The 20725-nt window shown below is 67.4% G+C and carries 23 protein-coding genes; 17 read left to right on the top strand and 6 right to left on the bottom strand.

Annotated elements, in window-relative coordinates:
• Positions 1 to 89 precede the first annotated feature (89 nt).
• Positions 90 to 515 carry a hypothetical protein gene (locus JVH1_RS02425; RefSeq protein WP_009479970.1) on the bottom strand — a complete coding sequence of 142 codons (426 nt, stop codon included), beginning with the start codon at positions 513 to 515 and terminating at the stop codon, positions 90 to 92.
• Between JVH1_RS02425 and JVH1_RS02420 the strand changes: the two genes are divergently transcribed.
• Complete coding sequence (locus tag JVH1_RS02420) at positions 514 to 645, top strand: hypothetical protein (protein ID WP_009479971.1); 132 nt, start codon at positions 514 to 516, stop codon at positions 643 to 645. The two genes, JVH1_RS02425 and JVH1_RS02420, sit on opposite strands and share 2 nt — an antisense overlap.
• Before the next feature lie 29 nt (positions 646 to 674).
• Here the strand turns inward: JVH1_RS02420 and JVH1_RS02415 are convergent, their stop codons facing one another.
• The gene (locus tag JVH1_RS02415) at positions 675 to 1517 is read right to left on the bottom strand and encodes a trans-aconitate 2-methyltransferase (RefSeq protein WP_009479972.1); all 843 of its coding nucleotides are present in this window, start codon (positions 1515 to 1517) and stop codon (positions 675 to 677) included.
• Positions 1518 to 1741: 224 nt separating this feature from the next.
• Here JVH1_RS02415 and JVH1_RS02410 point away from each other — a divergent pair, with 224 nt between their 5' ends.
• Together JVH1_RS02410 and JVH1_RS02405 are read left to right on the top strand one after the other, a co-directional pair.
• The gene (locus JVH1_RS02410; RefSeq protein ID WP_051033812.1) at positions 1742 to 2197 is read left to right on the top strand and encodes an SRPBCC family protein; all 456 of its coding nucleotides are present in this window, start codon (positions 1742 to 1744) and stop codon (positions 2195 to 2197) included.
• Between the two features lie 105 nt (positions 2198 to 2302).
• Positions 2303 to 2926 carry a maleylpyruvate isomerase family mycothiol-dependent enzyme gene (locus tag JVH1_RS02405; protein WP_009479974.1) on the top strand — a complete coding sequence of 208 codons (624 nt, stop codon included), beginning with the start codon at positions 2303 to 2305 and terminating at the stop codon, positions 2924 to 2926.
• Positions 2927 to 2965: 39 nt separating this feature from the next.
• Here the strand turns inward: JVH1_RS02405 and JVH1_RS02400 are convergent, their stop codons facing one another.
• Complete coding sequence (locus tag JVH1_RS02400) at positions 2966 to 4321, bottom strand: MCE family protein (RefSeq protein WP_009479975.1); 1356 nt, start codon at positions 4319 to 4321, stop codon at positions 2966 to 2968.
• Positions 4322 to 4644: 323 nt separating this feature from the next.
• Between JVH1_RS02400 and JVH1_RS02395 the strand changes: the two genes are divergently transcribed.
• Both JVH1_RS02395 and JVH1_RS02390 read left to right on the top strand, forming a co-directional pair.
• Positions 4645 to 6858, top strand: a complete 2214-nt coding sequence (locus tag JVH1_RS02395) for a serine/threonine-protein kinase (RefSeq protein WP_009479976.1) — start codon at positions 4645 to 4647, stop codon at positions 6856 to 6858.
• Positions 6859 to 7012: 154 nt separating this feature from the next.
• Positions 7013 to 7219 (top strand): membrane protein, encoded by a 207-nt coding sequence (locus JVH1_RS02390; RefSeq protein WP_043782429.1) that lies wholly within the window; start codon positions 7013 to 7015, stop codon positions 7217 to 7219.
• Here the strand turns inward: JVH1_RS02390 and JVH1_RS02385 are convergent.
• On the bottom strand, positions 7134 to 7910 hold the full coding sequence (locus tag JVH1_RS02385; protein WP_009479977.1) for a class I SAM-dependent methyltransferase: 777 nt from the start codon (positions 7908 to 7910) through the stop codon (positions 7134 to 7136). The genes JVH1_RS02390 and JVH1_RS02385 overlap by 86 nt on opposite strands.
• 174 nt (positions 7911 to 8084) lie before the next feature.
• Here JVH1_RS02385 and JVH1_RS02380 point away from each other — a divergent pair, with 174 nt between their 5' ends.
• From JVH1_RS02380 to JVH1_RS02365, 4 genes are all read left to right on the top strand, one after another.
• Positions 8085 to 8744 carry a TetR/AcrR family transcriptional regulator gene (locus JVH1_RS02380; protein ID WP_009479978.1) on the top strand — a complete coding sequence of 220 codons (660 nt, stop codon included), beginning with the start codon at positions 8085 to 8087 and terminating at the stop codon, positions 8742 to 8744.
• Positions 8745 to 8773: 29 nt separating this feature from the next.
• Positions 8774 to 9967, top strand: coding sequence for a hemerythrin domain-containing protein (locus tag JVH1_RS02375; RefSeq protein ID WP_009479979.1), 1194 nt, complete (start codon positions 8774 to 8776; stop codon positions 9965 to 9967).
• A 49-nt stretch (positions 9968 to 10016) separates the two neighbouring features.
• Complete coding sequence (locus tag JVH1_RS02370; protein ID WP_237735315.1) at positions 10017 to 11102, top strand: DUF2332 domain-containing protein; 1086 nt, start codon at positions 10017 to 10019, stop codon at positions 11100 to 11102.
• 885 nt (positions 11103 to 11987) lie between these two features.
• Complete coding sequence (locus tag JVH1_RS02365; protein WP_009479982.1) at positions 11988 to 12284, top strand: MTH1187 family thiamine-binding protein; 297 nt, start codon at positions 11988 to 11990, stop codon at positions 12282 to 12284.
• A gap of 6 nt (positions 12285 to 12290) precedes the next feature.
• On the opposite strand, the gene JVH1_RS02360 is transcribed toward JVH1_RS02365, so the two are convergent.
• Positions 12291 to 13253 (bottom strand): YafY family protein, encoded by a 963-nt coding sequence (locus tag JVH1_RS02360; RefSeq protein WP_009479983.1) that lies wholly within the window; start codon positions 13251 to 13253, stop codon positions 12291 to 12293.
• An 89-nt stretch (positions 13254 to 13342) separates the two neighbouring features.
• Between JVH1_RS02360 and JVH1_RS02355 the strand changes: the two genes are divergently transcribed.
• The 4 genes from JVH1_RS02355 to JVH1_RS02340 all read left to right on the top strand — a co-directional run bounded on the left by JVH1_RS02355 (position 13343) and on the right by JVH1_RS02340 (position 16300).
• Positions 13343 to 13759, top strand: coding sequence for a VOC family protein (locus JVH1_RS02355; RefSeq protein ID WP_009479984.1), 417 nt, complete (start codon positions 13343 to 13345; stop codon positions 13757 to 13759).
• On the top strand, positions 13759 to 14364 hold the full coding sequence (locus JVH1_RS02350) for a YdeI family protein (RefSeq protein WP_009479985.1): 606 nt from the start codon (positions 13759 to 13761) through the stop codon (positions 14362 to 14364). The genes JVH1_RS02355 and JVH1_RS02350 overlap by 1 nt, the downstream gene beginning before the upstream one ends.
• A 57-nt stretch (positions 14365 to 14421) precedes the next feature.
• The gene (locus tag JVH1_RS02345; RefSeq protein WP_009479986.1) at positions 14422 to 14979 is read left to right on the top strand and encodes a DinB family protein; all 558 of its coding nucleotides are present in this window, start codon (positions 14422 to 14424) and stop codon (positions 14977 to 14979) included.
• 64 nt (positions 14980 to 15043) lie between these two features.
• Positions 15044 to 16300, top strand: a complete 1257-nt coding sequence (locus JVH1_RS02340; protein ID WP_009479987.1) for a serine hydrolase — start codon at positions 15044 to 15046, stop codon at positions 16298 to 16300.
• On the opposite strand, the gene JVH1_RS02335 is transcribed toward JVH1_RS02340, so the two are convergent.
• Positions 16297 to 16692: an SRPBCC family protein gene (locus tag JVH1_RS02335; protein WP_043782433.1), complete on the bottom strand. Its 396-nt coding sequence runs from the start codon at positions 16690 to 16692 to the stop codon at positions 16297 to 16299. The genes JVH1_RS02340 and JVH1_RS02335 overlap by 4 nt on opposite strands.
• A 156-nt stretch (positions 16693 to 16848) precedes the next feature.
• On the opposite strand from JVH1_RS02335, the gene JVH1_RS02330 reads away from it, so the two are divergent.
• The 4 genes from JVH1_RS02330 to JVH1_RS02315 all read left to right on the top strand — a co-directional run bounded on the left by JVH1_RS02330 (position 16849) and on the right by JVH1_RS02315 (position 20725).
• Positions 16849 to 17520, top strand: coding sequence for a HemK2/MTQ2 family protein methyltransferase (locus JVH1_RS02330; RefSeq protein WP_009479989.1), 672 nt, complete (start codon positions 16849 to 16851; stop codon positions 17518 to 17520).
• Between the two features lie 243 nt (positions 17521 to 17763).
• The gene (locus JVH1_RS02325; protein WP_009479991.1) at positions 17764 to 19110 is read left to right on the top strand and encodes a pitrilysin family protein; all 1347 of its coding nucleotides are present in this window, start codon (positions 17764 to 17766) and stop codon (positions 19108 to 19110) included.
• A gap of 34 nt (positions 19111 to 19144) precedes the next feature.
• Positions 19145 to 20251 carry a zinc-binding dehydrogenase gene (locus JVH1_RS02320; protein WP_009479992.1) on the top strand — a complete coding sequence of 369 codons (1107 nt, stop codon included), beginning with the start codon at positions 19145 to 19147 and terminating at the stop codon, positions 20249 to 20251.
• A gap of 33 nt (positions 20252 to 20284) precedes the next feature.
• Positions 20285 to 20725 carry a YdeI/OmpD-associated family protein gene (locus JVH1_RS02315; RefSeq protein ID WP_009479993.1) on the top strand — a complete coding sequence of 147 codons (441 nt, stop codon included), beginning with the start codon at positions 20285 to 20287 and terminating at the stop codon, positions 20723 to 20725.

Genomic DNA, 20725 nt, shown 5'->3' with positions numbered 1-20725 from the left:
GATGGGACCGGGGATATGTGAGCAGCTTGCCGCTACTGTCGTGAACGTCTGACTCGGTTCGGGTGTCATCGCGCCTCGGTCTCGCAGATTCACTGGGGGTGACGGGTGGTCAGGATGCGTGACTTTATTTCCGGGATGGTGGTGCAGACCATGCTGAAGGCGGCTTCCCGGACCATTCTCTCGGAGGGTTCGCCGCGTTGGACGGATAGGCTTCCTGCGGCGGGGGCGATGTAGTTGCCCGCGGTGACGGCGAATTGGCGGGCGCGGGCGCGGGCGTCGTAGATGTCTCCGTCGCCGGTGGCCGCGTTGTGAGGGCCCTCGCGGATGGTGGTGTGTGTTTCCCACAGTTGTGGGCAGGGGTGTCCGATGCGGTCGGCTTCGGTGAGGCCAGGCTCGTGCCACGCCGAGGGCGAGGGATCCGTTGATCCGGAGAATCGCCCGGTCCGCGATGCTGAGTCCGCCTTGACGTGCCGTTCGGACGCGGATGGCTGCGGTGTGTGACTGACATGTTTCATGCTCGGTGCGGTGTTGGCCGGCGGTGCAGGCGTTCTGGGGTTGGCGGTCGCACTGTTCGGGGGAGCGGAGCGACGCTGCCTGTGCGCGTTCGACGGCGACACCGAAGCCCGCGACGCTCCCCAGCCTTGATCGAGAGTCGGTCGGGTCTCCACCTGCGTTTACGGGATCGAGCCGGAGCGGTGCGGATTCGGAGGAATCGCCCGGTTGCGGCGGCGGGCAATGTGCAGGACTGCACCGAAGTGCCGCCGGATGCGGCGTTCGGGCCGCTCGGCAACTCGACGACGAATCTCGCTGTACAGCCATTCCCGTTGCCATTTCGCCATGGCGATGTGGCCGGAGAAGGTGTCGAGAAGCTCGAGGTAGCCGTCCACGTCGTAGCTGACTTCCCAGTCGAAGTGACGCACCACGACGCTGTCGAAGAGCCCGTTCTCCTCGATTTCGGCCCGATGATCGGCCAGGTCACCCGGGCGCGCCCACGTCGCGGTATCCGGGAGACCGTCGCCGATCTCCTCGTAGACGGGCTGGATCTTTCGAAAGATCGGGTCCCCACCTTCCGGGAACACGTGTTGTGCACTCCACAACGCCAGATGCCCTCCGGGGCGAATGAGGCTGGCCGCCTTGATGTATCGCGTTGCGGGGTCGATCCAGTGCCAGGAGGTTGCCGCGAATACGAGGTCGTAGGTCATGCCTGGCGCCGGCTCCCAGTGCTCGAAATCGGCGCAGACCACCTCGGCGTTGGGGAACGGCGCCACATTCGCATGCGCGATCGCTGCCAATTCATGCCCGAGTTCGACCGACGTGATGGTGAAGCCCCGCCGCGCGAGTTCGACGGTGGCCTTGCCCGAGCCTCCTCCGATCTCCAGTAGCGAGTCACCTGGGCGCAGTCCGCTCGTGAGGACGAGTTCGTCATAGAGCGCCGACGGATAGCTGGGCCGAGCGGGGTGGTACTTCTCGGCGGCCAACTCGAAGGTGTTCCGAAGCGTACGGCGATCCGATGTCATGGTTCGATCATCTCTGCTCCTCGGCGGATCGATCCAGCACCGGTTTCGTCGGCGTTTCGTGGGCTTGCCTACACCGCTACCAGCGCTTTGATGCGCTAACCATCAGTGACAGCGACCCCGCACAGAGGGGAAAATCAAACAGACCGGTCTCCAGTCTTCTGGCCCTACATCGCCTGAGGAGCGTGACGAGGCAGGTCGACTCCGATCCAGCCATCACCAGAAGGATGATCACCATGCCGGTTGTCGAGCAGTCCGTCGTCATCGCCCGTCCTGCGTCGGAAGTGTGGAGTTTTGTCACCGTCGCGGAGAACTGGCCGTCGTGGGAGGCGTCCACCGTTGAATGCGAGCAGCTCACCGACGGGGAACTCGGGGTGGGCACCCGGTGGCGCGGGGTAACCCGCATTCTGGGTAGGCGCCTCGACTGGGTGACCGAATTCGTCGAGTACGAGCCGTTGAAGGTGGCCACGTCCAAGTCGGTGGAGAGCAAGGTCGGCTTCACCGCGACGACGAGGCTCGTGGAAATCGACGGCGGCACCCTGTTCACCTATCGGACCGACAGCGAAAGTGGCCTCGGAGGAATCTTCGGCAAGCTGGCTGACCCGATAGTCGCGAAGGCGTACTCACGGACGGTGCGGGCGAGCCTGGACAACCTCGCAGACCTGCTCACCATCGACGGCTGACCATGTGGGTCGGCTCTCATTCGGTCGTTCCCCGAGCAGCGATGAGATTCCGTGTCGCGACGAGTCTTACCGTGCATACGATGTGGCCGACCGAAGGAGCGAGCTGTGGAAGATGTCTGGTCGATGGTGCACGCGGAGCGTGCGGCGCTGATCGACGACCTCGGGAGTCTCGACGCGGCGCGGTGGGACGAGCCGTCGCTCTGCGGCGAGTGGACGGTGCACGACGTGGTCGCCCACCTGGTCGACACGGCTCGGACGACGCGCCTCGGTTTCATGGTCGGTCTCGCGCGGGCGCGGTTCGACTTCGACCGCCAGAATGCCCGCGGTGTCGAACGCGAGCGCGGTGCCTCACCGCGGGAGACGTTGGCTCGGCTTCGTCAGGTGGCGTCGCGGACGTCGACGCCTCCGGCACCCCTCGACAGCCGGCTCGTCGAGGAAATCGTCCACGGTGAGGACATCCGTCGGCCCTTGGAACTCACCCGCTCCTACCCGGCGGAGGCCGTCGACAGATCGCTCCGCCTGCAGACGCGCACCCCGGCGTCCTTCGGCGGTGCCAGAGAACTCGTGGCCCGCGTCCGGCTGACCGCAGCGGACACCGACGTGTCGATCGGAGAGGGCCCCGAGGTGAGCGGCACCGCCCTGTCGCTTCTCCTGGCCGTCTCCGGTCGGAGGGTGGCGCTGGACGACCTCGACGGACCGGGAGTCGAGGTCCTCGCGGCGGCGATCTGACGAACCGCGGTCCGGGGCCCGGGCGACGGTCGCGGGTCGTCATCTGAAGGACACGTCGGTTCCCCTCATGGTCGGGGCGCCCACGAGTGTCGTCCAGCTCGGCACGTTTTCCGGCGCCATGCCCCCGGCCTCGCCGTAGACGACGTCCAGCGTGTCCTGCTCCATCTTCGAACCCGCGTAACTTGCGGGCATGATCTGGGATCCGTACCCCGGGACCTGTTCGGGGACGCCGGCGGGCGCCGGGAAGTATTCGATGGTCGACGGGCCGGGATTTCGCGACGGAACCTGGTACGAGCCGTCGTTGAACGATCCGCCCGGGTACTGCGGGAAGTTCCCGCCCGGTGCGGTGACGTTGTCGTAGCAAGCCGGTCCGCGGTCGTCGAGCAGGCGCGGCTCGTCCTGGTTGGGCAGGTAGCGACCTTTTGGGTTGATGAACTGAACAGAACCACGACCGCCGGGATAGGGATCGTCCAGGGCGAGCAGTTCTCGGGCTATCGGTTCGGCCTTCACGAAGTCCGCCAGAGTGCAACCGAAGCTCGGCGAGTAGCGGCCGAGGAGCTGCAGCGCCTCACGCGAATCGGCGGCGATGCTGACGATCGATTCGGCGTTGGTCTGCAGGAGATCCGCGGTGGACGAACTCGTTCCGGTCAGCGACGCCAGCAACGTGGAGATCTCGCCCTGCTTCTCCACCACGGTGTTTCCGGTGGTACGCAGGTTGTCGAGGGCGTCGACCAGGTCGGGTGCCGCCTCGGAATACGTCTGCGAGAAGTTCGCCAGACCGCGCAGATCCTCCTGGATGGCAGGAAGTTCGGTGTTCAGCCCGCCGAAGATCTCCTCGAGACGGTCGAGTGTCAGGCCGAGTTCGGCGCCGCGGCCGCTCAGTCCCTGGGACAGCGCGCCGAGCGTGTTCGCCAGGTCCTGCGGCGGAATCGCCTGCAGCAGCGGCAGCAGACCGTCCAGAACCTGACCGACCTCGACGGCGCTGCCACTCTTGTCCTGACGCAGCGTGTCGCCGGCCTGGATCGGCGGAGCAGTGTCGCCCTCGGGAACGATCAGCGACACATACCGCTCACCGAACAGCGTCTTGGGCAGCAACCGCGCCGTCGCGTTGGACGGAATCAGCGGCGCCTTGTCCGGCTGGATCGCGAGAGCCAGGGTGACCTCGTCCTCCTGGGAGGACGCGGAGCGCACCTCGCCGACGATGAGGCCTCGGACCTTCACGTCTGCATCTGGAGGCAGGGCATTTCCGGCGGTATCGGTGACGAGGTCGACCTTGACGACCCTGGTGAACCGCTTGTCGAACATCCCGACGGAGAGTGCCAGGTACAACGCGAGGACGAGGAAGAACACCAGCCCCAGCACCCGTCGACCCACGACAGATGTCGTGTTGCTCATACGACCACCCTCACGATCACCGCCGGTGGTTGCCGCTGAGACCGTGTCAGCGGCGCCGACCTCCCGATCTATCGTGCCTCGCGAAGGGTGCGTCTCGTGCTGCATCGCGCAGGTACCGGCAAATACTCGACGATTCCCGGATTCGGCTGGGCAGTCCCTACCGCCGAGGCCGATCCCCGCTTTTGCCGCCCATGCGCTCGTAGCGGAGCGATACCCTTGATCGGGGGATTCGGCGGAAGGACACAATGTGGGTCGACAACGACACAAGGCCGCACCGGGCGTAGTCGCCGTGTGATCGCACGGGGCCACACTCCGAGTTACCGATGTACGAGCCGACCGATCTGGTCGAATCAGCCGAACGAACCCGCACAGCGCTTGCCACCGTCGTGGCACGGTTTTCCGAGGCTTGGGGGTCCGGGTCCCCGCCTGACCTGTCCGCGTTCCTACCCCGCGAACCGGCGGAGCGGCGTTCGATACTGATCGAACTGATCAAGATCGACCTCGAATACCGCTGGGTTCGTCACTGCTTCCCCAAACGACTGACCGAATACCGTGCGGAGTTCGCGGAGTTGCAGGAGGGTCCGCTTCCTGCCGACCTGGTCTACGAGGAATTCCACGCCCTGCGCCGAAGTGCGCACGGAGTCGATACGGCAACCATGGCCGCCGAGGCGGCGACCATGGCGGGTGGCCCCGACCTCGACGAGCTCACGAGTGACTACTGCAGCACGATGATTGCCCGTCCATTGGCGCAAGTTGTTCTGGGCAACATCGATGTCGGCGACCGTGTCGACGATTTCGACCTTCTGATGAGGATCGGGTCCGGCGCCTTCGCCCAGGTATATCTGGCTCGGCAACAATCGATGCAACGCCTGGTCGCGGTCAAGATTTCCCATAACCACGGCATCGAGCCGCAGACACTCGCCCAACTGGACCACGAATACATCGTGCGGATCTTCGACCAGCGACTGATCGCCGACGGCGAACTGAAGCTGCTCTACATGCAGTACCTACCGGGGGGAACGCTGCTCGACGTGGTGCACCTACTGCGCTCGACGCCTCCGGAACACCGCAGTGGTCAACTACTGCTCGATGCCGTCGACGGGGTCCTTGCTGCCAAGGGTGAGGTTCGGCCCAGCGAATCCGCCGTTCGCGCACGGGCCTCCGCACTGACGTGGCCGGAGACTGTGGCTTGGCTGGGCCGCCGACTCGCGGACGCGCTTCAGCACGCATCCGAGCGGGGAGTGTTGCATCGAGACATCAAACCCGCGAACGTGCTGCTGAGCGCCGAGGGAATTCCGAAGTTGGCCGATTTCAACGTCAGCGCCAGCAATCGCATCAAGGGCACGAGTCCGCTGGCCTACTTCGGCGGGTCGCTGGCGTACATGTCGCCCGAACAGCTCGAAGCCTGCCATCCGGGCTCGCCGGCGACCGCCGCCGACCTCGACACGCGAAGCGACATCTTCGCGCTCGCTGTCATGCTGTGGGAGTTGCTCACGGGACGCCGTCCCTTCGCGGACGAAACCTCCGCCGCCGAGTCGGAGACGTCGCTGGCCCGCATGCTCGAGCTGCGGCGCAGCCCCGTCGAGGCGAAATTCCTGTCGGAGCTTCCGCCGGATTGCCCGATGGCGTTGCGCCGCGTGCTTCTGAAGTGCCTGTCGCCCGACCGCGACGATCGCTACCCGTCCGGTTCGGAACTGGCCCAGCAGCTCGACCTGTGCCTCGAGGAGCGGTCCCGCGACCTGGTCTATCCGCCCCCGAACAGCTGGCGGGCGCGACTGTCCCGATCGCCCACCCCCATTCTGTGGTCGTCCTCGCTGGTCGGCATCGGCCTGGCCACCATGTACCTCGCCGTGCACCTCCAGGAACTGCTCAACGAGCGCCTGTCCGATGCCACGTACGCGAAGCTCTACACGAGCACGATCGTTTTCAACCTCTGTGCCTGGCCGCTGGCGGTTCTCATCTACGCCTATATGTCGCGTGATCTGCTCGCGGTTCCTCGCGGCTTACGCAAGGGCAGACGCTACGACGAGGCCGTCCTCGCGCGGGTGCGGTCGCGAACACTGGTCTGGGGCGATATGTGTGCCCTGAACACGTTCGTGTTTGCGGTCTGCGCATCCGTGGCGGGGGTGATGTTCCTTCGCTGGTTCACGGACCTTCCGGCCCGGCTGATGGTCCATGCGGCGACGACTGTTCTGGTGGCGGGCACCATCTCCGTTGCGTACACGTTCTTTCTGTCGACGTTCTACGTCGTTCGCTGCGTCTATCCCATCTATCTGCGCCACGGCCTCACGACTGCGCACGACACCGTTGTTCTTCGCGGGCTGCGCCGAAGAACGACGGTCTACCTGGCGGTGACGGCGTCCGTGCCACTGGTCGGGGTGCTGGCCGGATTCAGCACCCTCGAACCCGCGGAGCTTCCTCTCGTGCGCGACTCGGTCCTGGGGTTGTGCGCGGCCTCCGGGCTCGCATTCGTCGCCGTGTATTGGTTGTACCGGAAACTCGATGCCGACGTGCGCGCGCTGGAGCGAGTGGTCTAGCGCAACCGTTCGATCCCGATGTGCGACAGGCCGTCACACGCCACGCACTGTAGGTCTGACCGTGCAGTCGTTCACCCTCCCTGACGGGCGGCTGTCAGGGGTGCGCTTCGGACCGTCCGCGCGCAGACTGGAACCAGGAGGTCAGGAGGTTGTCATGCGACTACTACGGGGCCTGCTCGACGTGGTGCTGGGGATCCTCACGGCCGTACTCGGCACGGTGCTGGGCATTGTCGCGGCGGTGGTATGGATCGTCGGTGGGGTGCTCTGCGTGACGGTCATCCTGCTTCCTCTGGGCTTGCCCGTGGTGAGGCTCGCCCGCCGTCTCTTCGCCCTCGCCAGGAAGCTGATGCACTTTCCCTGACGCGCAGGGTGAAGAAGATGAACGGTGCCTCACGGCTGAGCCGATCGAAGTGCTCGGGGGAGCGATCGCGCACCGCCGCACCGGGTCGCGGCTCCGAAACGCGTTCGACGGTGAATCCTGCTGCGCTGAATGCGTCGAACATGGCGTGCAACGGCCTGTGCCAGAACTTCATCTGGAAGGTCTCGCCGGACTTCACCCATTCCTCGGTGAACTCGTACGTTCCGAGATAGTCGCCCTCCCCGGCAAGCCTGAAGTCGACGAACGGGTGATGGGTCGAGATGACGACGCACCCGCCGGGCACGAGTACCCGGCGAAACTCGGTCAACGGTCTCGACCAATCGTGGACGTAGTGCATGACCAACGAGGCGACGACGACATCGAAGGTCGATGACCGGATGGGCAACTGCTGGTTGAGGTCCGCCCGGATCAACGGCACATCGGGACCGAGGCGCGTCCGGGCGATCGCGAGCAGACCCGTGCTGAGATCGACGCCGGTGACGGCAGCACCGGCGGCGACGAGTGCGCGTGAGAGCGCACCGCTGCCGCAGCCCGCATCCAGTACTTTGCTGCCTGCGACGTCGCCGACCAGCGCCAGCGTCGCGGGTCGCTCGTACAGCGCGTTGTACACGTTGTTCTCGGTATCGGCGTCATACGCCGACGCGTACGCGTCGTAGTCGTTGAAGGTTGCCACGATCTGATCATGTCCGATCGGAGCTTCCGTCGGACCCCCAACCGTCGCGGCACCCGGGTGGGGGCGGACTGAAGCTGATTCGGGTCCGGAACGCGCGGATGTAGTACGTGGGGTCGTTCCGGAAATCGCTGGAACAGTGTTGTATTGAAAACCTGTGCGTTCTACCATTGGGGTATGGCGACGGTCGACTACGACTCGGCGGATCCGGGCGGATCCGGGACCCGCCGTTACCGTTCTCCGCTGCGTCGGATGCAGGCAGCTCAGACGCGGGCGGTCGTGCTGGAGGCCGCCACCCGGCTGTTCGCCGAGCACGGCTGGGTCGGCACAGGCATGAGGGATGTCGCACAGGCCTCGGCGGTCTCCGTCGAAACCGTCTACACGACGTTCGGATCCAAGGCCCACCTGTTGAAGGCGGCGCTGGAGGTCGCCATCGTCGGCGACGACGCACAGGTGCCATTGGCCGACCGGCCCGTCTACACGGCGATCGGTACGGGGCGCACGACCGGCGACCGCATCGAGACGGGTGCGCGCATGATCGCCAGGATCAACGAGCGCATCTACCGCCTGGCCGTGGCGATCCGTCAGGGTGCGACGGCGGATGCCACGCTCGCAGCGGTGGCCGCCGACCTGGAGGGCCAGCGCAGGCGTTCGGTCGCCGACGTCGCACACCTCATCACGGGCCATCACGCCGATGCCGGTCAGGTCGACGAACTGTGGGTCCAGACCGGCGACCAGGTCTACGCCCTGCTCGTGGACGAATGCGGTTGGAGTCGCGACCGTTACGAGTCATGGTTGATCGACCGCATCGAAGAAATCCTCGACCGCCCGGTGTGACATACGGGCGCTTTTGTCTGGAGTAGGTCATGACAACCGACACTCGGCCTCCCGCCGACACTCGTATCATGCGCATCGTCCACAGCGCACTGCGCCGTGATATCGCCCGCGCCGTTCAGGTGCTGCGCACACCACCTCCGCCCGCGCGGACTCAGCGGGTCGCACTCGCCGATCACCTCGTGTGGATGATGCATTTCCTGCACCTGCACCACAGCGGCGAGGACCGTGGGCTGTGGCCGCTGGTCCGCGAGTTGAACCCGGCCGCCGGAGCACTGCTCGACGTGATGGACGCCGACCATGCGCGAATCGGCCCCGAGTTGGAGCGGGTCGCCGCCGCGGCGGTCGAATACCGTGCGCATCCGGCTGCCCGAGAAGACCTTTCGCGTTCCCTCACGGCTCTCGAACAGGTTCTGCTGCTGCATCTGCAGCGCGAAGAGGACGAGATGATGCCGGTCGTCGCCCGCACCCTGACCCGTCGTCAGTGGGACGACGTGGAGCAGCAGGTGTTCATCGCTTCGAAGACCAAGCGGGAGCTGGGGATCGAAGCTCACTGGATCGTCGACGGTGTCGACCGGGAAGACTACGACGTCACCGTCCGCAAGGTCGATCCGGCCACCCGGTTCATGCTGATCCATGCGTTCAAGCGACCATATCGGCGGGCGTGCGCCGCCCGGTGGGGCGCCGACCTCGACGTGAGCCCCCGGCTCCACCAGCCACCCCGCACCGAGGGCTCGGCAGAACTGTGGATCGACGTCCCGGCACGGCAGCTGTACGACGCGGTCGCCGACGTCACCCGAATCAGCGAACGCAGCCCCGAGTGCCGCGGCTGCGCGTGGCTACCGGGACGGCCGCCGGGGACCGTGGGCGCCCGATTCCGGGGGCACAACCGTGCACATCACATGCGCTGGTCCCGGGTCTGCGAGGTGACCGCCGCCGATCCGGGCAGGACGTTCGCATTCCACACGGTGTCGGATCGGCGCAACCCGCTGTACCACGACTCGACCACCTGGTCATACACCTTCCGAGCGGACGGCGACGGGACCCGGGTGACGCACTCGTATCGGATCGACGTCTTGCCGTACCGCCCGCTGCTCTCGCTCTACACACGCCTGCAGCCGCAGCACCGGGACATGCGGCCGCAGATGCGGCAGAATCTGGAGGCGCTGCGGCAGCAGGCGCACGCCGGTGCGCGTACAGGGCCGCCCCTGCCCCGAACGGCGTAATGCCCTGTCACCTTGGAACGCTCGCCATTAGAATCAGCGTCGATGTCAGGTGACCGCAGGAAGCGCTGCATTCGTGGGTAGGGCCCGCACACTCGCTCAGGTGTACCGACACTTCGGTGAGATCGACGCCGAAACGTCGCCGCTGTACGGGCGCGTCGCCGTCGCCCTGAGTGAGTCCGACGAGGCGCTGCGCGCCATCGAGGCGGCGCCCGCGCGCAAGCGACACCCGAAAGTGATCCTCGCCGCGCTGCACGACCTCGCCCTCGCCGGTCGCGCTCCCACGCTTGCCTCGGCCTATGCCGATACGGACGGCGACGCTGCCGCCGGCGCGGCGGTCGACACGCTGCTGCGGATGACCGGCTCGGTCGTGGCTCTCGCCGTGCGCCGGAAGACGCGGCCCGACGAGACCGGACGCAGCACCGTGCTGTATCCGGCCATTGCCGAGGCGGCGCGCCGGGTCGGCGCGAATGCGGTGGGGCTGATCGACGTGGGCTGTTCGGCTGGGCTCAACCTCAATGTCGACCGTGTGGGCATCACGTACAGCAACGGACAGTCGCTTGGCGACCTGTCCTCTCCCGTGCAGCTGTCGGCTTCGATCGTGGGAGACCGGCCCGTCCCGGCGCGGGTGATGCCCGAGGTCGTCGCCAGGATCGGCGTCGACCTCGATCCGGTCGACGTGACCGACGCGGACGAGGCCCGATGGTTGCGCGCCTACCTGTGGCCGGATCAGCCGGAGCGGATCGCGAGGCTCGACGCGGAGATGGCGTTGGCGGCGTCGGCCCCTCCGCTGCTGCTGCACGGCGATGCCGTCGAGGTGATGCCCGACGCCGTCGCCCGGGTGCCCGCGGACGCCTTGCCTGTCGTCACCACGACGTGGGCGCTGTCGCGTTTCCCGGTCGAGAGTCGCCTGCGCTTCCTGGACCGCCTACACGAAGCGGCAGCCGGCCGGCCGGTGGCGTGGGTGTCAGTGGAGGGAGTCGGAGTCGCACCGACGATACCCACGCTCGGCGATCGCCACGCCTCTGGGCACAGCCTCATCGGCCTGTCCGTGTTCGACCGGTCGGCTCGGCCTGCCGAGGCTATCGGCCGCTGCTGGTCGCGGGGCCGCGTGCTGGCGTGGCTGGCAGACTCCTGACGGACCGGGCATCCCGTGAAACCGAATGATGTTGCCGCTGTGCGGGACTGTCGGGTGTGGGTCGTCGTCTCCCGAGGCCGGCGAATTCACTCGCTGTGATCTGCAGGTGGGGTGTCAGTTGCGTCAGTGTTGCGGTGAGTCAGGCTGTGGTCGGCCAGGGTCGGGCGGGTGTCGGAGGATGCGGATTCTCTCGCTTCGCCGCTGTCGCAGCTGCGCGCTTCGCCGGAGACTTGTTGCTCCCAGTACGCATCCGATCGTGCCCGTGATGCCCACGGAACTCCCATGCGATGTCCTCTCTGTGCGGGTGGCCGGAGGAGATCGCTCTTCCTGTCACATATCGCGCGGATGGCGGCTTGTCTCACCACTGCCCGGCCTCACGGGTGTATTTCCTTTGTACGCCTCGGCAGTGAGGTTTGTCGTACCCGGCGGACCGGGTCGGTGACCCGCGCAGCTCGGGTATCGGGCGAGTGGGAAGCGTCTGCCAGCGGGCTCTGGCTCACGTTCGTTGCCTTATCCGGATATGCGGGGTAGACCTGAGGTACGGATCCACGGCAGACCAAGGTCGGACCGGAAGAGAAGATTCCACCTCTCGGTCGTGGCGCCCAGCACGAGTTGTAGGCACCCACGCACAAGTACAGCCCACTAACTGGGCTCAGCGCGGTGGGCTTGCGTCAGGCGGGGGGATGTCTGACGCCGAGGCCACATTTCACCCCGCGCAACCATGCAGCTTGGTAACCCGACGTTCGTGCTCGCGGGCGGCGCCCCCTCATCAGGGACGCCGCCCGACGTGTGTGTGGAACGACCTGTTCGCGCGGGCGATCGGGATGCAGCGGAATCCTGGACGAGGTGATTCGATGGTGGTCGATTCCCGGATAAGGAGAGCACATGCTGGTGGCATTCAGCGTCAGCCCGATGGGCGGGGACTCCGACAGCGTCGGTGCCGCGGTCGCAGCGGCCGTGCGGGTGGTCCGCGAATCCGGACTGTCCAACGAGACCACGTCGATGTTCACCACCGTCGAGGGCGAGTGGGACGAGGTGATGGCCGTCGTGAAGCGTGCAACGGACGTTCTGCTGGAACAGTTTCCGCGGGTCAGTCTGGTTCTCAAAGCGGATATCCGGCCGGGTCGAAGCGATCAGCTGCGAGCGAAGGTCGAGACGGTCGAGCGCTACCTGACCGACTGAGCTCGGTCATCCGCCCTCACCGTGTTCGCCGGCATAGTGGTGGGCGAGTTCCGTGCCGATCCGGGCCAGCTCGGCCCGGACCGATCGCGGTTCGAGTACCTCGACCATCGAACCCCAGCCGGCGAGGTTCCGGGCGATGTCCAACGAGGTCGGTGCGGCGAGACGGACCCGCGCGCGACCGTCGTCGTCCTCACCCTCGGGGTGGCAGTGCCGCCCGAAGTGATCGCGCAGGATCGGCACGAACCTGGCGTCGATGAGCACGGTCGCCCAGGTCGTCGAGCGCCGCTGTTCCACCTCGCCGACCACTTCTTCCCACGCTGCGGCGAGTGTGAAGTCGTCGGGGCGCTCGCCGGGCTGCTCCGTCGATTCGGCGTGGACGATCCGGTCGACCCGGAAGGTCCGCTGCCCCCGTTCGGTCCCGGCCAGGAGATACCAGATGTCGTCCTTGTCGACGAGACCCCACGGGTCGACGAGCCGCTCGGACCGTTGCCGGGCGCTGTTCGTGTAGATCAGGCGGACTTTCCGGCGCCGGATCACGGCGGCCTGCAGCAGGTCGACCATCTCGGGCCTGCGGCGATCGCGTTCGCCCCACCGGGTGGGATCGATCATGGTGGCAGTGGCGGCGGCCTCGGCGTCGGCCCGGAAGGTCTGCGGCAGTGCCCGCACGAGTTTGCGCAGCGCGGCCTTGGCCTCGCCCGAGACGGCGGCCGCGGGGCCGACCAGCAGGAACAGTGCCTGCGCCTCGGTCGCGGACAACCCGCTGAGGTCAGTGCGAGCGCCGCCCACGAGCGACCACCCACCGCCGCGCCCGGACTGCGGGTACACCGGGATCCCCGCAGCGGACAACGCCTCCAGGTCGCGGCGAGCGGTCGCGACGGACACGTCCAGTTCGTCCGCCACCTCGGCGGCGGTCACTCGACCCCGGGCCTGCATCAGCAGGAGGGTGGCGACGAGTCGGTCAGCGCGCATGTCCTCAGCTTCCCGCAGAAAGTGCTCAATTGGTGAGCGCTTTGAGTTGGAGGATGAATGTTGTCACCGACCGAGGAAGGGAATCACCCATGTTGCGAGGACTCACCACCGTCAACTTCTACGCCGACGACCTCACGGCCGCCCAGGCCTGGTACACCGAACTGCTCGGAGTCGAGCCGTATTTCGTGCGCGCGCTGGAGGGGGCACCCGCCTACATCGAGTTCCGGCTCGGCGACTACCAGCACGAACTCGGCATCATCGACAGCAGATTCGCAACGCCCGACCGGTCACGCGGTGCCGAGAACACGATGACCTACTGGCACGTCGACGATCTGGACGCGAGCGTCGAGCGGCTGCTGTCGCTGGGTGCCACCCTGCACGGCAAGCCGGTCGAACACGGGCCCGGATTCGTCACCGCATCCGTGGCCGACCCGTTCGGGAACATCCTCGGCGTGATGTTCAACCAGCACTACCTGGACATTCTGGCTGCGAAGGCAGGCGCGTGATGGACACCCACGACGTGAACACCGTCGTCGCTCGCACGCCCGCGCAGTGGCGTGCCTGGCTTTCGGAGAACTGCCGGTCCGAGACGGAGGTCTGGCTGATCATCCACCACAAGGACAGCGGAACGCCGAGCGTGCGCTACCACGAGGCGATCGAGCAGGCCCTGTGCTTCGGGTGGATCGACGGCCTGCGCCGCAGACGTGACGCCGACAGTTCTCGACTGCGTTTCACGCCGCGCACCCCGCGCAGCACCTGGAGCCGGGTGAACCGGCAGCGCGCGGCGGAGATGATCGAGCAGGGACTGATGACCGAGCACGGTTACGCCGCTATCGATCTGGCCAAGGCCAAGGGGACCTGGGAGAACACGGCGACCGGGGACAGCGCGACCATCCCTGGCGATCTGCAGGAAGCGTTTGCGCGACACGACGCCGCACGCGCGAACTTCGACAGGTTTCCGCCGTCGTCGACACGGTTGATCCTGGAGTGGATAGCGTCAGCCAGGAAGCCGGACACGAGGCAGCGGCGGATCGAGCGGACGGTCACGCTGGCGGCGATGAACCTCCGGGCCAATCATCCGGGGGTCCGGGCCCCGGACGGTGTGCGGTAGCCGTCGCGAGACCGATGTCCCGATCGGAGACAGGGAGAGGGAGAGGGGAGACACGACATGGACTGGCCGCACGAACTCGCCGATCAGCTCGGCTGGCACTGGGAGCAGCAGTTGCGTCCCCGGCTGGAGGGGCTGACCGACGAGGAGTATTTCTGGGAACCCGCGCCGGACGGCTGGAGTGTGCGCCCGCGCGGGCAGTCGCAGGCGCCGGTCCAGGCCGGAAGTGGCGCGTTCACCATCGACTTCGCCTTTCCCGAACCGGACCCGCCACCGGTCACCACCATCGCGTGGCGGCTCGGGCATCTCGTCGTCGGCGTCTTCGGGATGCGGATCGCCAGTCACTTCGGCGGGCCGCCCGTCGACTATCAGACGTTCGAGTACGCCGGCACCGCGGCCGAGGCGCTCGCGCAACTCGACGAGAACTATGCGGCCTGGTCTGCAGGTGTCCGGAGCCTCGGGGTCGAGGGGTTCGCCCGGCCGTGCGGCGCCGGCGAGGGAGCGTTCGCGGACTATCCCATGGCGGCGTTGGTGTTGCACATCAACCGGGAGGTCATCCATCACGGCGCCGAGGTGGCGCTGTTGCGCGATCTCTATCTGCGCCGGCCGATTTCCTGACCGGAATCCGGGCCGGCTCCACGGGTTTCACTCCCTGGGCCGAACGGATCTGCCAAGCTCGGGTATGCCACCGACTCGGCGGATTCTCCTGTTGACGTGCGTCCTCGCTCTCCTGGCCGCGTGCACGTCGAACACCTCGTCCCCCGATTCTTCCTCCGCGGACGCGAGCAGCGGTTCTGCCGTCTCGTCGGCCGATCCGGCGCAGGCCGACGCGGTGATGAAGATCGTGCGCGACATCATGGCGGAGAGTCACCTGAAGGCGGTGATCGTGCGTGTCACCGTCGACGGCAAGGAGATCGTCACCCAGGCTCTCGGCGAGTCGATGACCGGAGTGCCCGCCACCACCGACATGCACTTCCGCAACGGCGCGGTCGCCATCTCCTACGTGTCCACGCTGCTGCTCCAGCTCGTCGACGAGAAGAAGGTGAGTCTCGACGACACGGTGTCGAAGTGGCTGCCCGACATTCCGCACGCCGACCGCGTGACCCTCCGCCAGCTCGCCCAGATGACTTCGGGCTACGTCGACTACGTCATCGGCAACACCGAATTCGACAGCGCCCTCTACGCGGCACCGTTCCGCAACTGGACGCCTGAGGAACTCCTGGCATTCGCCACGTCCGAGCCCCTGCTCTACGAACCTGGGACGAACTGGAACTACGCCCACACCAACTACGTCATCCTCGGGTTGGTCCTCGAGAAGATCACCGGTCAGCCGATGACGGAACTCATGCAGGACGAGGTGCTGGGTCCGCTCGGCCTCGACGACACCACGGATCCGGGGACGGCGGCGATCCCCGAACCCGTCCTGCACGCGTTCTCGTCCGAGCGGCGCGAGGCCCTGCAGATCCCGCCCGGTGCACCGTTCTACGAGGAATCCACGTATTGGAATCCGTCCTGGACCATCACCCACGGCGCCATCCAGATCACGAACATCTACGACCTCCACGACACGGCCGTCGCCATCGGCACGGGTGAACTACTGTCGCCCGAGTCCTACGAGGCCATGGTGTCGACGGACCTGCGCGGCAAGACGACCGCGCTGCCCGGCTGCACCACCTGCTTCCCGCAGTCGGAGGACTACACCTACGGGCTCGGACTACCGATCGTGGGGAACTGGCTCATGCAGAACCCGCTGTTCAGCGGATCGTCGGCGGTCGAGGCCTATCTGCCCTCGCAGAAGATCGCCGTCGCCATCGCCGTCACGTACGAGCCGGCCGCCTTCGACGACACGGGGGCGTACAAGAACGAGGCCGACAGGCTGTTCCGGAAGATCGGCGCACACCTCGCTCCGACCGAAGCGCCGCCGGTGGCGGTCGGCTAGCGTTCACCCGCGAAGCGGGCGAGGCGACGGACGAGAGTCCGCACCACCGGGCCGTAGGTGACCGCGAGTACGGAGTCGAGGGGTCCGGGAGCGGACATCGTCATCGTGATCCGCGAGCCGGCACCGTAGGGTTCGACGACGTGATCGAGCGTCGTCGGTCCCACGCGCCAGGTCCAGGAACGGCCCGGTGTCTTGGCCGAGATCGACGCGGGAACAGGCACGACCCAGAGCAGTCGCGCCGCTCCACGCCGGCCGGCCTGAACCTCGGGGGACCCGAGACCCCACGCTCCGCGGACGTGCGGCGCCCACTCGGGCCAGCGCGAGGGCCGGGAGACGAGCGCCCACGCGACGTCCACCGAGGCGTCGGAATCAGCTGAGAACGAATGCGGCACGGGGGAGGAATACCCGGTTTCGACCCCGGCAGACACCGCAGATGCGGCTCGCGGAGTGGTCGGAGGTGAACACCGGGTGAATTGGCCCGTGTCGAGTTGCATGTAACTCGAGGTACTGGCCACGCTTGGAGGGAACGGCGAGGGAGGGAGCCGATCATGCTCGTTCGTCTGCCCGGGGTGTATCGCCCCCAGCGTGACACCTGGCTGCTCGCCGAGGTGCTGGCGGCCCGAGATCTCGGACCGGGCACCCGCGTGCTCGATCTCTGCTGTGGCACAGGCGTGTTGAGCGTCGAGGCGTGCGCGGCGGGCGCGGGGTGGGTGACGGCGGTCGACGTGTCGCGCCGGGCCGCGATCAGTACCTGGCTCAACGCCAAACTGCGCCGCCGGACGATCCGCGTCGTGCGGGGTGACCTGGTGGACTCCGTCCGGACCCTGCGCTTCGACGTGGTGGTGGCCAACCCGCCCTACGCGCCGGCGACGGACGACGGCAGACCGGGCCGGGTACTCGCGCGGGCATGGGATGCCGGCGTCGACGGGCGCGCCGTGCTCGACCGGATCTGCAGCGAGACCCCGGACCTTCTCGCCCCCGGCGGCACCCTGCTCCTCGTCCAGTCGACGCTCAACGGTGTGGACAAGACCCGGGCGATGCTGGAGGAACGGGGACTGCGGGTGGACGTGGTCGCGTCGGAGGACGTGCCGTTCGGTCCCGCCCTCTCGTCCCGCACGAGGATGCTGGAGGCGCGGGAGATGATCTGGCCGGGCCAGCGCACCGAGCGCATCGCGGTGCTGGCCGCGACCGACCTCCGGTACGGCGAGGCTCCACGCTGACCTGGGCTCTGACTCCGGCGTCCAACTGTTCTCGCCACGGCACAGGTGAGTGGTTCACGTGGTTCGTCGCAACCCGGGACACAACGCCGAGGATCGTGTTGTTCGCGCTGTGGCCGTCCTCAGGAAAAGCGAGCTGATCGGGCTCGCAACCACATCGCCGACGCTGGTGACCGACGGCCACGTGCCGCGTGTAAAGTTTGCCGTTCGACGACGCCCAGCTTTCGAGGACTGCTGAACCACTACATGGCCAAGATCGATCGCAGCCGCACTGCCGCACTGACCCAAGCGCCGACCCTCCACGAGCCGGATGCCGGCGTCCGGCGCACCGTGCTCCCCGGCGGGCTTCGGGTGGTCACCGAATACGTTCCCGGTGTCCGATCCGCATCCGTGGGCGTCTGGGTGGGTGTCGGATCCCGTGACGAGCAGCCCACCGTCGCCGGGGCCGCGCACTTCCTCGAGCACCTCCTGTTCAAGGCCACGCCGTCGCGCAGCGCCCTCGACATCGCGCAGGTGATGGACGGCGTCGGCGGCGAGCTCAACGCGTTCACGTCCAAGGAACACACCTGCTTCTACGCGCACGTGCTCGACGACGACCTGCCCCTCGCCGTCGACCTCGTCAGTGACGTCGTCCTTCGGGGCCGCTGCCGGTCCGCCGACGTCGACGTGGAACGCCAGGTGGTCCTCGAAGAGATCTCGATGCGCGACGACGACCCGGAAGACCTCCTCGGCGACGCGTTCCTGACCGCGCTCTACGGCGACCATCCCGTCGGCAGGCCGGTCATCGGCAGCGTCGAATCCATCGAATCGATGACCCGCACCCAACTCCACTCCTTCCACGTGCGGCGCTACACGCCACCGCGCATGGTGGTGGCCGTCGCCGGCAACGTGGAGCACGAACCGACGGTCGAGCTGGTCCGGCGCGCCTTCGCCGGGCACCTCGACTCGGCGTCCGAACCCGCCCCGCGACGCGCAGGCACCCTGCGCCTGCGGACCGAGCCGACCCTCAGCCTGACCAACAGGGACAGCGAACAGGTCCACCTCTCCCTCGGGGTGCGCGCGTTCGGGCGGCACGAGTCGCACCGCTGGGCGCTGTCGGTGCTCAACGCCGCGGTCGGTGGCGGACTCAGTTCCCGGCTCTTCCAGGAAGTGCGCGAGATCCGCGGCCTGGCGTATTCCGTGTACTCGGGCATCGACACGTTCTCCGACACGGGTGCGTTCTCGATCTACGCCGGGTGCCAGCCGGAGAACCTCGGCGAGGTCACCACAGTGATCCGGGAGGTGCTGTCGAACGTGGCAGCCGACGGCATCACCGACGCCGAGTGCGCCCGCGCCAAGGGATCGCTGCGGGGCGGACTGGTTCTGGGACTGGAGGATTCGGGCTCCCGGATGCACCGCATCGGCCGCAGTGAGCTCAACTACGGCAATCACCGCAGCATCACCGAAACCCTGAGCAAGATCGACGCGGTCACCACCGACGAGGTGCGCGACGTCGCGCGAGTGCTGCTGCAGCGCCCGTTCGGCGCCGCCGTCGTCGGACCGTATCGTCGCAAGCGTGACCTGCCGGCCTCGGTGCGCGGCATCGTCCGGTAACGAGGATTCGCCGAAACCAGAGGAGAAGCCCGAGATGAAGATCCGTGGAGCGGTACTCGAGGAGATCGGGAGAACCCGCCCGTTCGCCGAGTCGGCGCCGATCTCGATCTCCGAACTCGACCTCGACGAGCCCGGCGAGGGCGAGATCCTCGTCCGGATCGAGGCGGCGGGCCTGTGCCATTCCGACCTGTCCGTCGTCGACGGCAACCGGGTGCGCCCGGTCCCGATGCTGCTCGGGCACGAGGCCGCGGGGCGGATCACCCAACTCGGAGCCGGAGTCGACGACGTCACGGTCGGACAGCGCGTCGTGATGACGTTCCTCCCTCGCTGCGGGGAGTGTGAGGGCTGCGCCACCGACGGCCGGATGCCGTGCGTGCCCGGCACCGGTGCCAACAACGACGGAACCCTGCTCGACGGGGGAGTGCGACTGCACCGCGGCGGCGACACCGTGCACCACCACCTCGGGGTGTCCGGATTCGCGACGCACGCGGTCGTCAACCGCCGCTCGGTCGTCCCCGTCGGCGACGACGTCCCCGCCGATGTGGCGGCCGTCCTCGGATGCGCCGTCCTCACCGGCGGCGGTGCCGTCCTCAACGCGGGCGATCCGCAACCCGGCCAGGCCGTGATGGTCGTCGGGCTCGGTGGAGTGGGGATGGCCGCGATCCTGACGGCGGTCTCCAGGGGCGCCGGCGAGGTCATCGGCGTCGATGCCGTTCCCGAGAAGCTGCAGACCGCACGCGAACTCGGCGCAACGGCCGTCTACACCCCGGCGGAGCTCGAGGAAGCCGGTGTCCGGGCACCCATCGTCATCGAGGCGGCCGGCAACGCGCGCGCATTCGAGTCGGCTGTTCGCGCGACCGCTCCCGGTGGCAAGACGATCACCGTCGGTTTGCCGTCGCCCGACGCGCGGTCGTCGATCTCCCCGCTCACTCTGGTGGCCGAGGCCCGCACCATCATCGGCAGCTACCTCGGGTCGGCGGTGCCGTCGCGGGACATCCCGATCTACGAGGACCTGTGGCGCGCCGGGAAGCTCCCCGTGGAGAAGCTCATCTCCTCCCGCATCACGCTCGACGACATCAACCGCGGCATGGACGAACTCGCCGACGGCAAGGCGATCCGGCAGATCATCGTGTTCGACTGACCCGGCGGGCCTGTCGCGGGCAGAATTCTGCCCATGAGGTTTCGCACCACCATCGAGCTGGGCGGCAAGACCGCGACCGGTTTCCGGATCCCCGAGGACGTCGTCGCGGAACTGGGGTCGGGTAAGCGCCCCGCGGTCCGGGTCACGATCGGTGGTCACACCTACCGCACCACGGTCGCGCCGATGGGTGGCGCGTTCATGATTCCGCTCAGCGCCGAGAACAGGGCAGGTGCGGGCGTGGCGGCAGGTGACGAGGTGGACGTCGCCGTCGAACTCGACACCGAACCCAGGGTCGTCACGGTTCCGCCCGACTTCGCCGAGGCGCTCGACCGGCAACCGGACGCGAGAAGGGCGTTCGACGCACTGTCGTACAGCAACCAGCGCCGGCACGTGCTCTCGATCGAGGGTGCCAAGACGGACGAGACCCGGCAACGCCGGATCGGCAAGGCCGTGGACGCGCTGCTGCAGGGCTGA

This window comes from Rhodococcus sp. JVH1 (assembly GCF_000280725.2).
Taxonomy (GTDB): Bacteria; Actinomycetota; Actinomycetes; order Mycobacteriales; family Mycobacteriaceae; genus Rhodococcus_F; species Rhodococcus_F jostii_A.
The sequence above is the reverse complement of the archived record's forward strand: the minus strand, read 5'-3'. Positions and strand labels throughout refer to the sequence as shown.

Coding starts and splice junctions, on each gene's coding strand:
- JVH1_RS02420 (WP_009479971.1), top strand. CDS start 514: ATGCTCGGTGCGGTGTTGGCCGGCGGTGCAGGCGTTCTGGGGTTGGCG.
- JVH1_RS02425 (WP_009479970.1), bottom strand. CDS start 515: ATGAAACATGTCAGTCACACACCGCAGCCATCCGCGTCCGAACGGCAC.
- JVH1_RS02415 (WP_009479972.1), bottom strand. CDS start 1,517: ATGACATCGGATCGCCGTACGCTTCGGAACACCTTCGAGTTGGCCGCC.
- JVH1_RS02410 (WP_051033812.1), top strand. CDS start 1,742: ATGATCACCATGCCGGTTGTCGAGCAGTCCGTCGTCATCGCCCGTCCT.
- JVH1_RS02400 (WP_009479975.1), bottom strand. CDS start 4,321: ATGAGCAACACGACATCTGTCGTGGGTCGACGGGTGCTGGGGCTGGTG.
- JVH1_RS02395 (WP_009479976.1), top strand. CDS start 4,645: ATGTACGAGCCGACCGATCTGGTCGAATCAGCCGAACGAACCCGCACA.
- JVH1_RS02390 (WP_043782429.1), top strand. CDS start 7,013: ATGCGACTACTACGGGGCCTGCTCGACGTGGTGCTGGGGATCCTCACG.
- JVH1_RS02380 (WP_009479978.1), top strand. CDS start 8,085: ATGGCGACGGTCGACTACGACTCGGCGGATCCGGGCGGATCCGGGACC.
- JVH1_RS02375 (WP_009479979.1), top strand. CDS start 8,774: ATGACAACCGACACTCGGCCTCCCGCCGACACTCGTATCATGCGCATC.
- JVH1_RS02365 (WP_009479982.1), top strand. CDS start 11,988: ATGCTGGTGGCATTCAGCGTCAGCCCGATGGGCGGGGACTCCGACAGC.
- JVH1_RS02360 (WP_009479983.1), bottom strand. CDS start 13,253: ATGCGCGCTGACCGACTCGTCGCCACCCTCCTGCTGATGCAGGCCCGG.
- JVH1_RS02355 (WP_009479984.1), top strand. CDS start 13,343: ATGTTGCGAGGACTCACCACCGTCAACTTCTACGCCGACGACCTCACG.
- JVH1_RS02350 (WP_009479985.1), top strand. CDS start 13,759: ATGGACACCCACGACGTGAACACCGTCGTCGCTCGCACGCCCGCGCAG.
- JVH1_RS02345 (WP_009479986.1), top strand. CDS start 14,422: ATGGACTGGCCGCACGAACTCGCCGATCAGCTCGGCTGGCACTGGGAG.
- JVH1_RS02340 (WP_009479987.1), top strand. CDS start 15,044: ATGCCACCGACTCGGCGGATTCTCCTGTTGACGTGCGTCCTCGCTCTC.
- JVH1_RS02330 (WP_009479989.1), top strand. CDS start 16,849: ATGCTCGTTCGTCTGCCCGGGGTGTATCGCCCCCAGCGTGACACCTGG.
- JVH1_RS02325 (WP_009479991.1), top strand. CDS start 17,764: ATGGCCAAGATCGATCGCAGCCGCACTGCCGCACTGACCCAAGCGCCG.
- JVH1_RS02320 (WP_009479992.1), top strand. CDS start 19,145: ATGAAGATCCGTGGAGCGGTACTCGAGGAGATCGGGAGAACCCGCCCG.
- JVH1_RS02315 (WP_009479993.1), top strand. CDS start 20,285: ATGAGGTTTCGCACCACCATCGAGCTGGGCGGCAAGACCGCGACCGGT.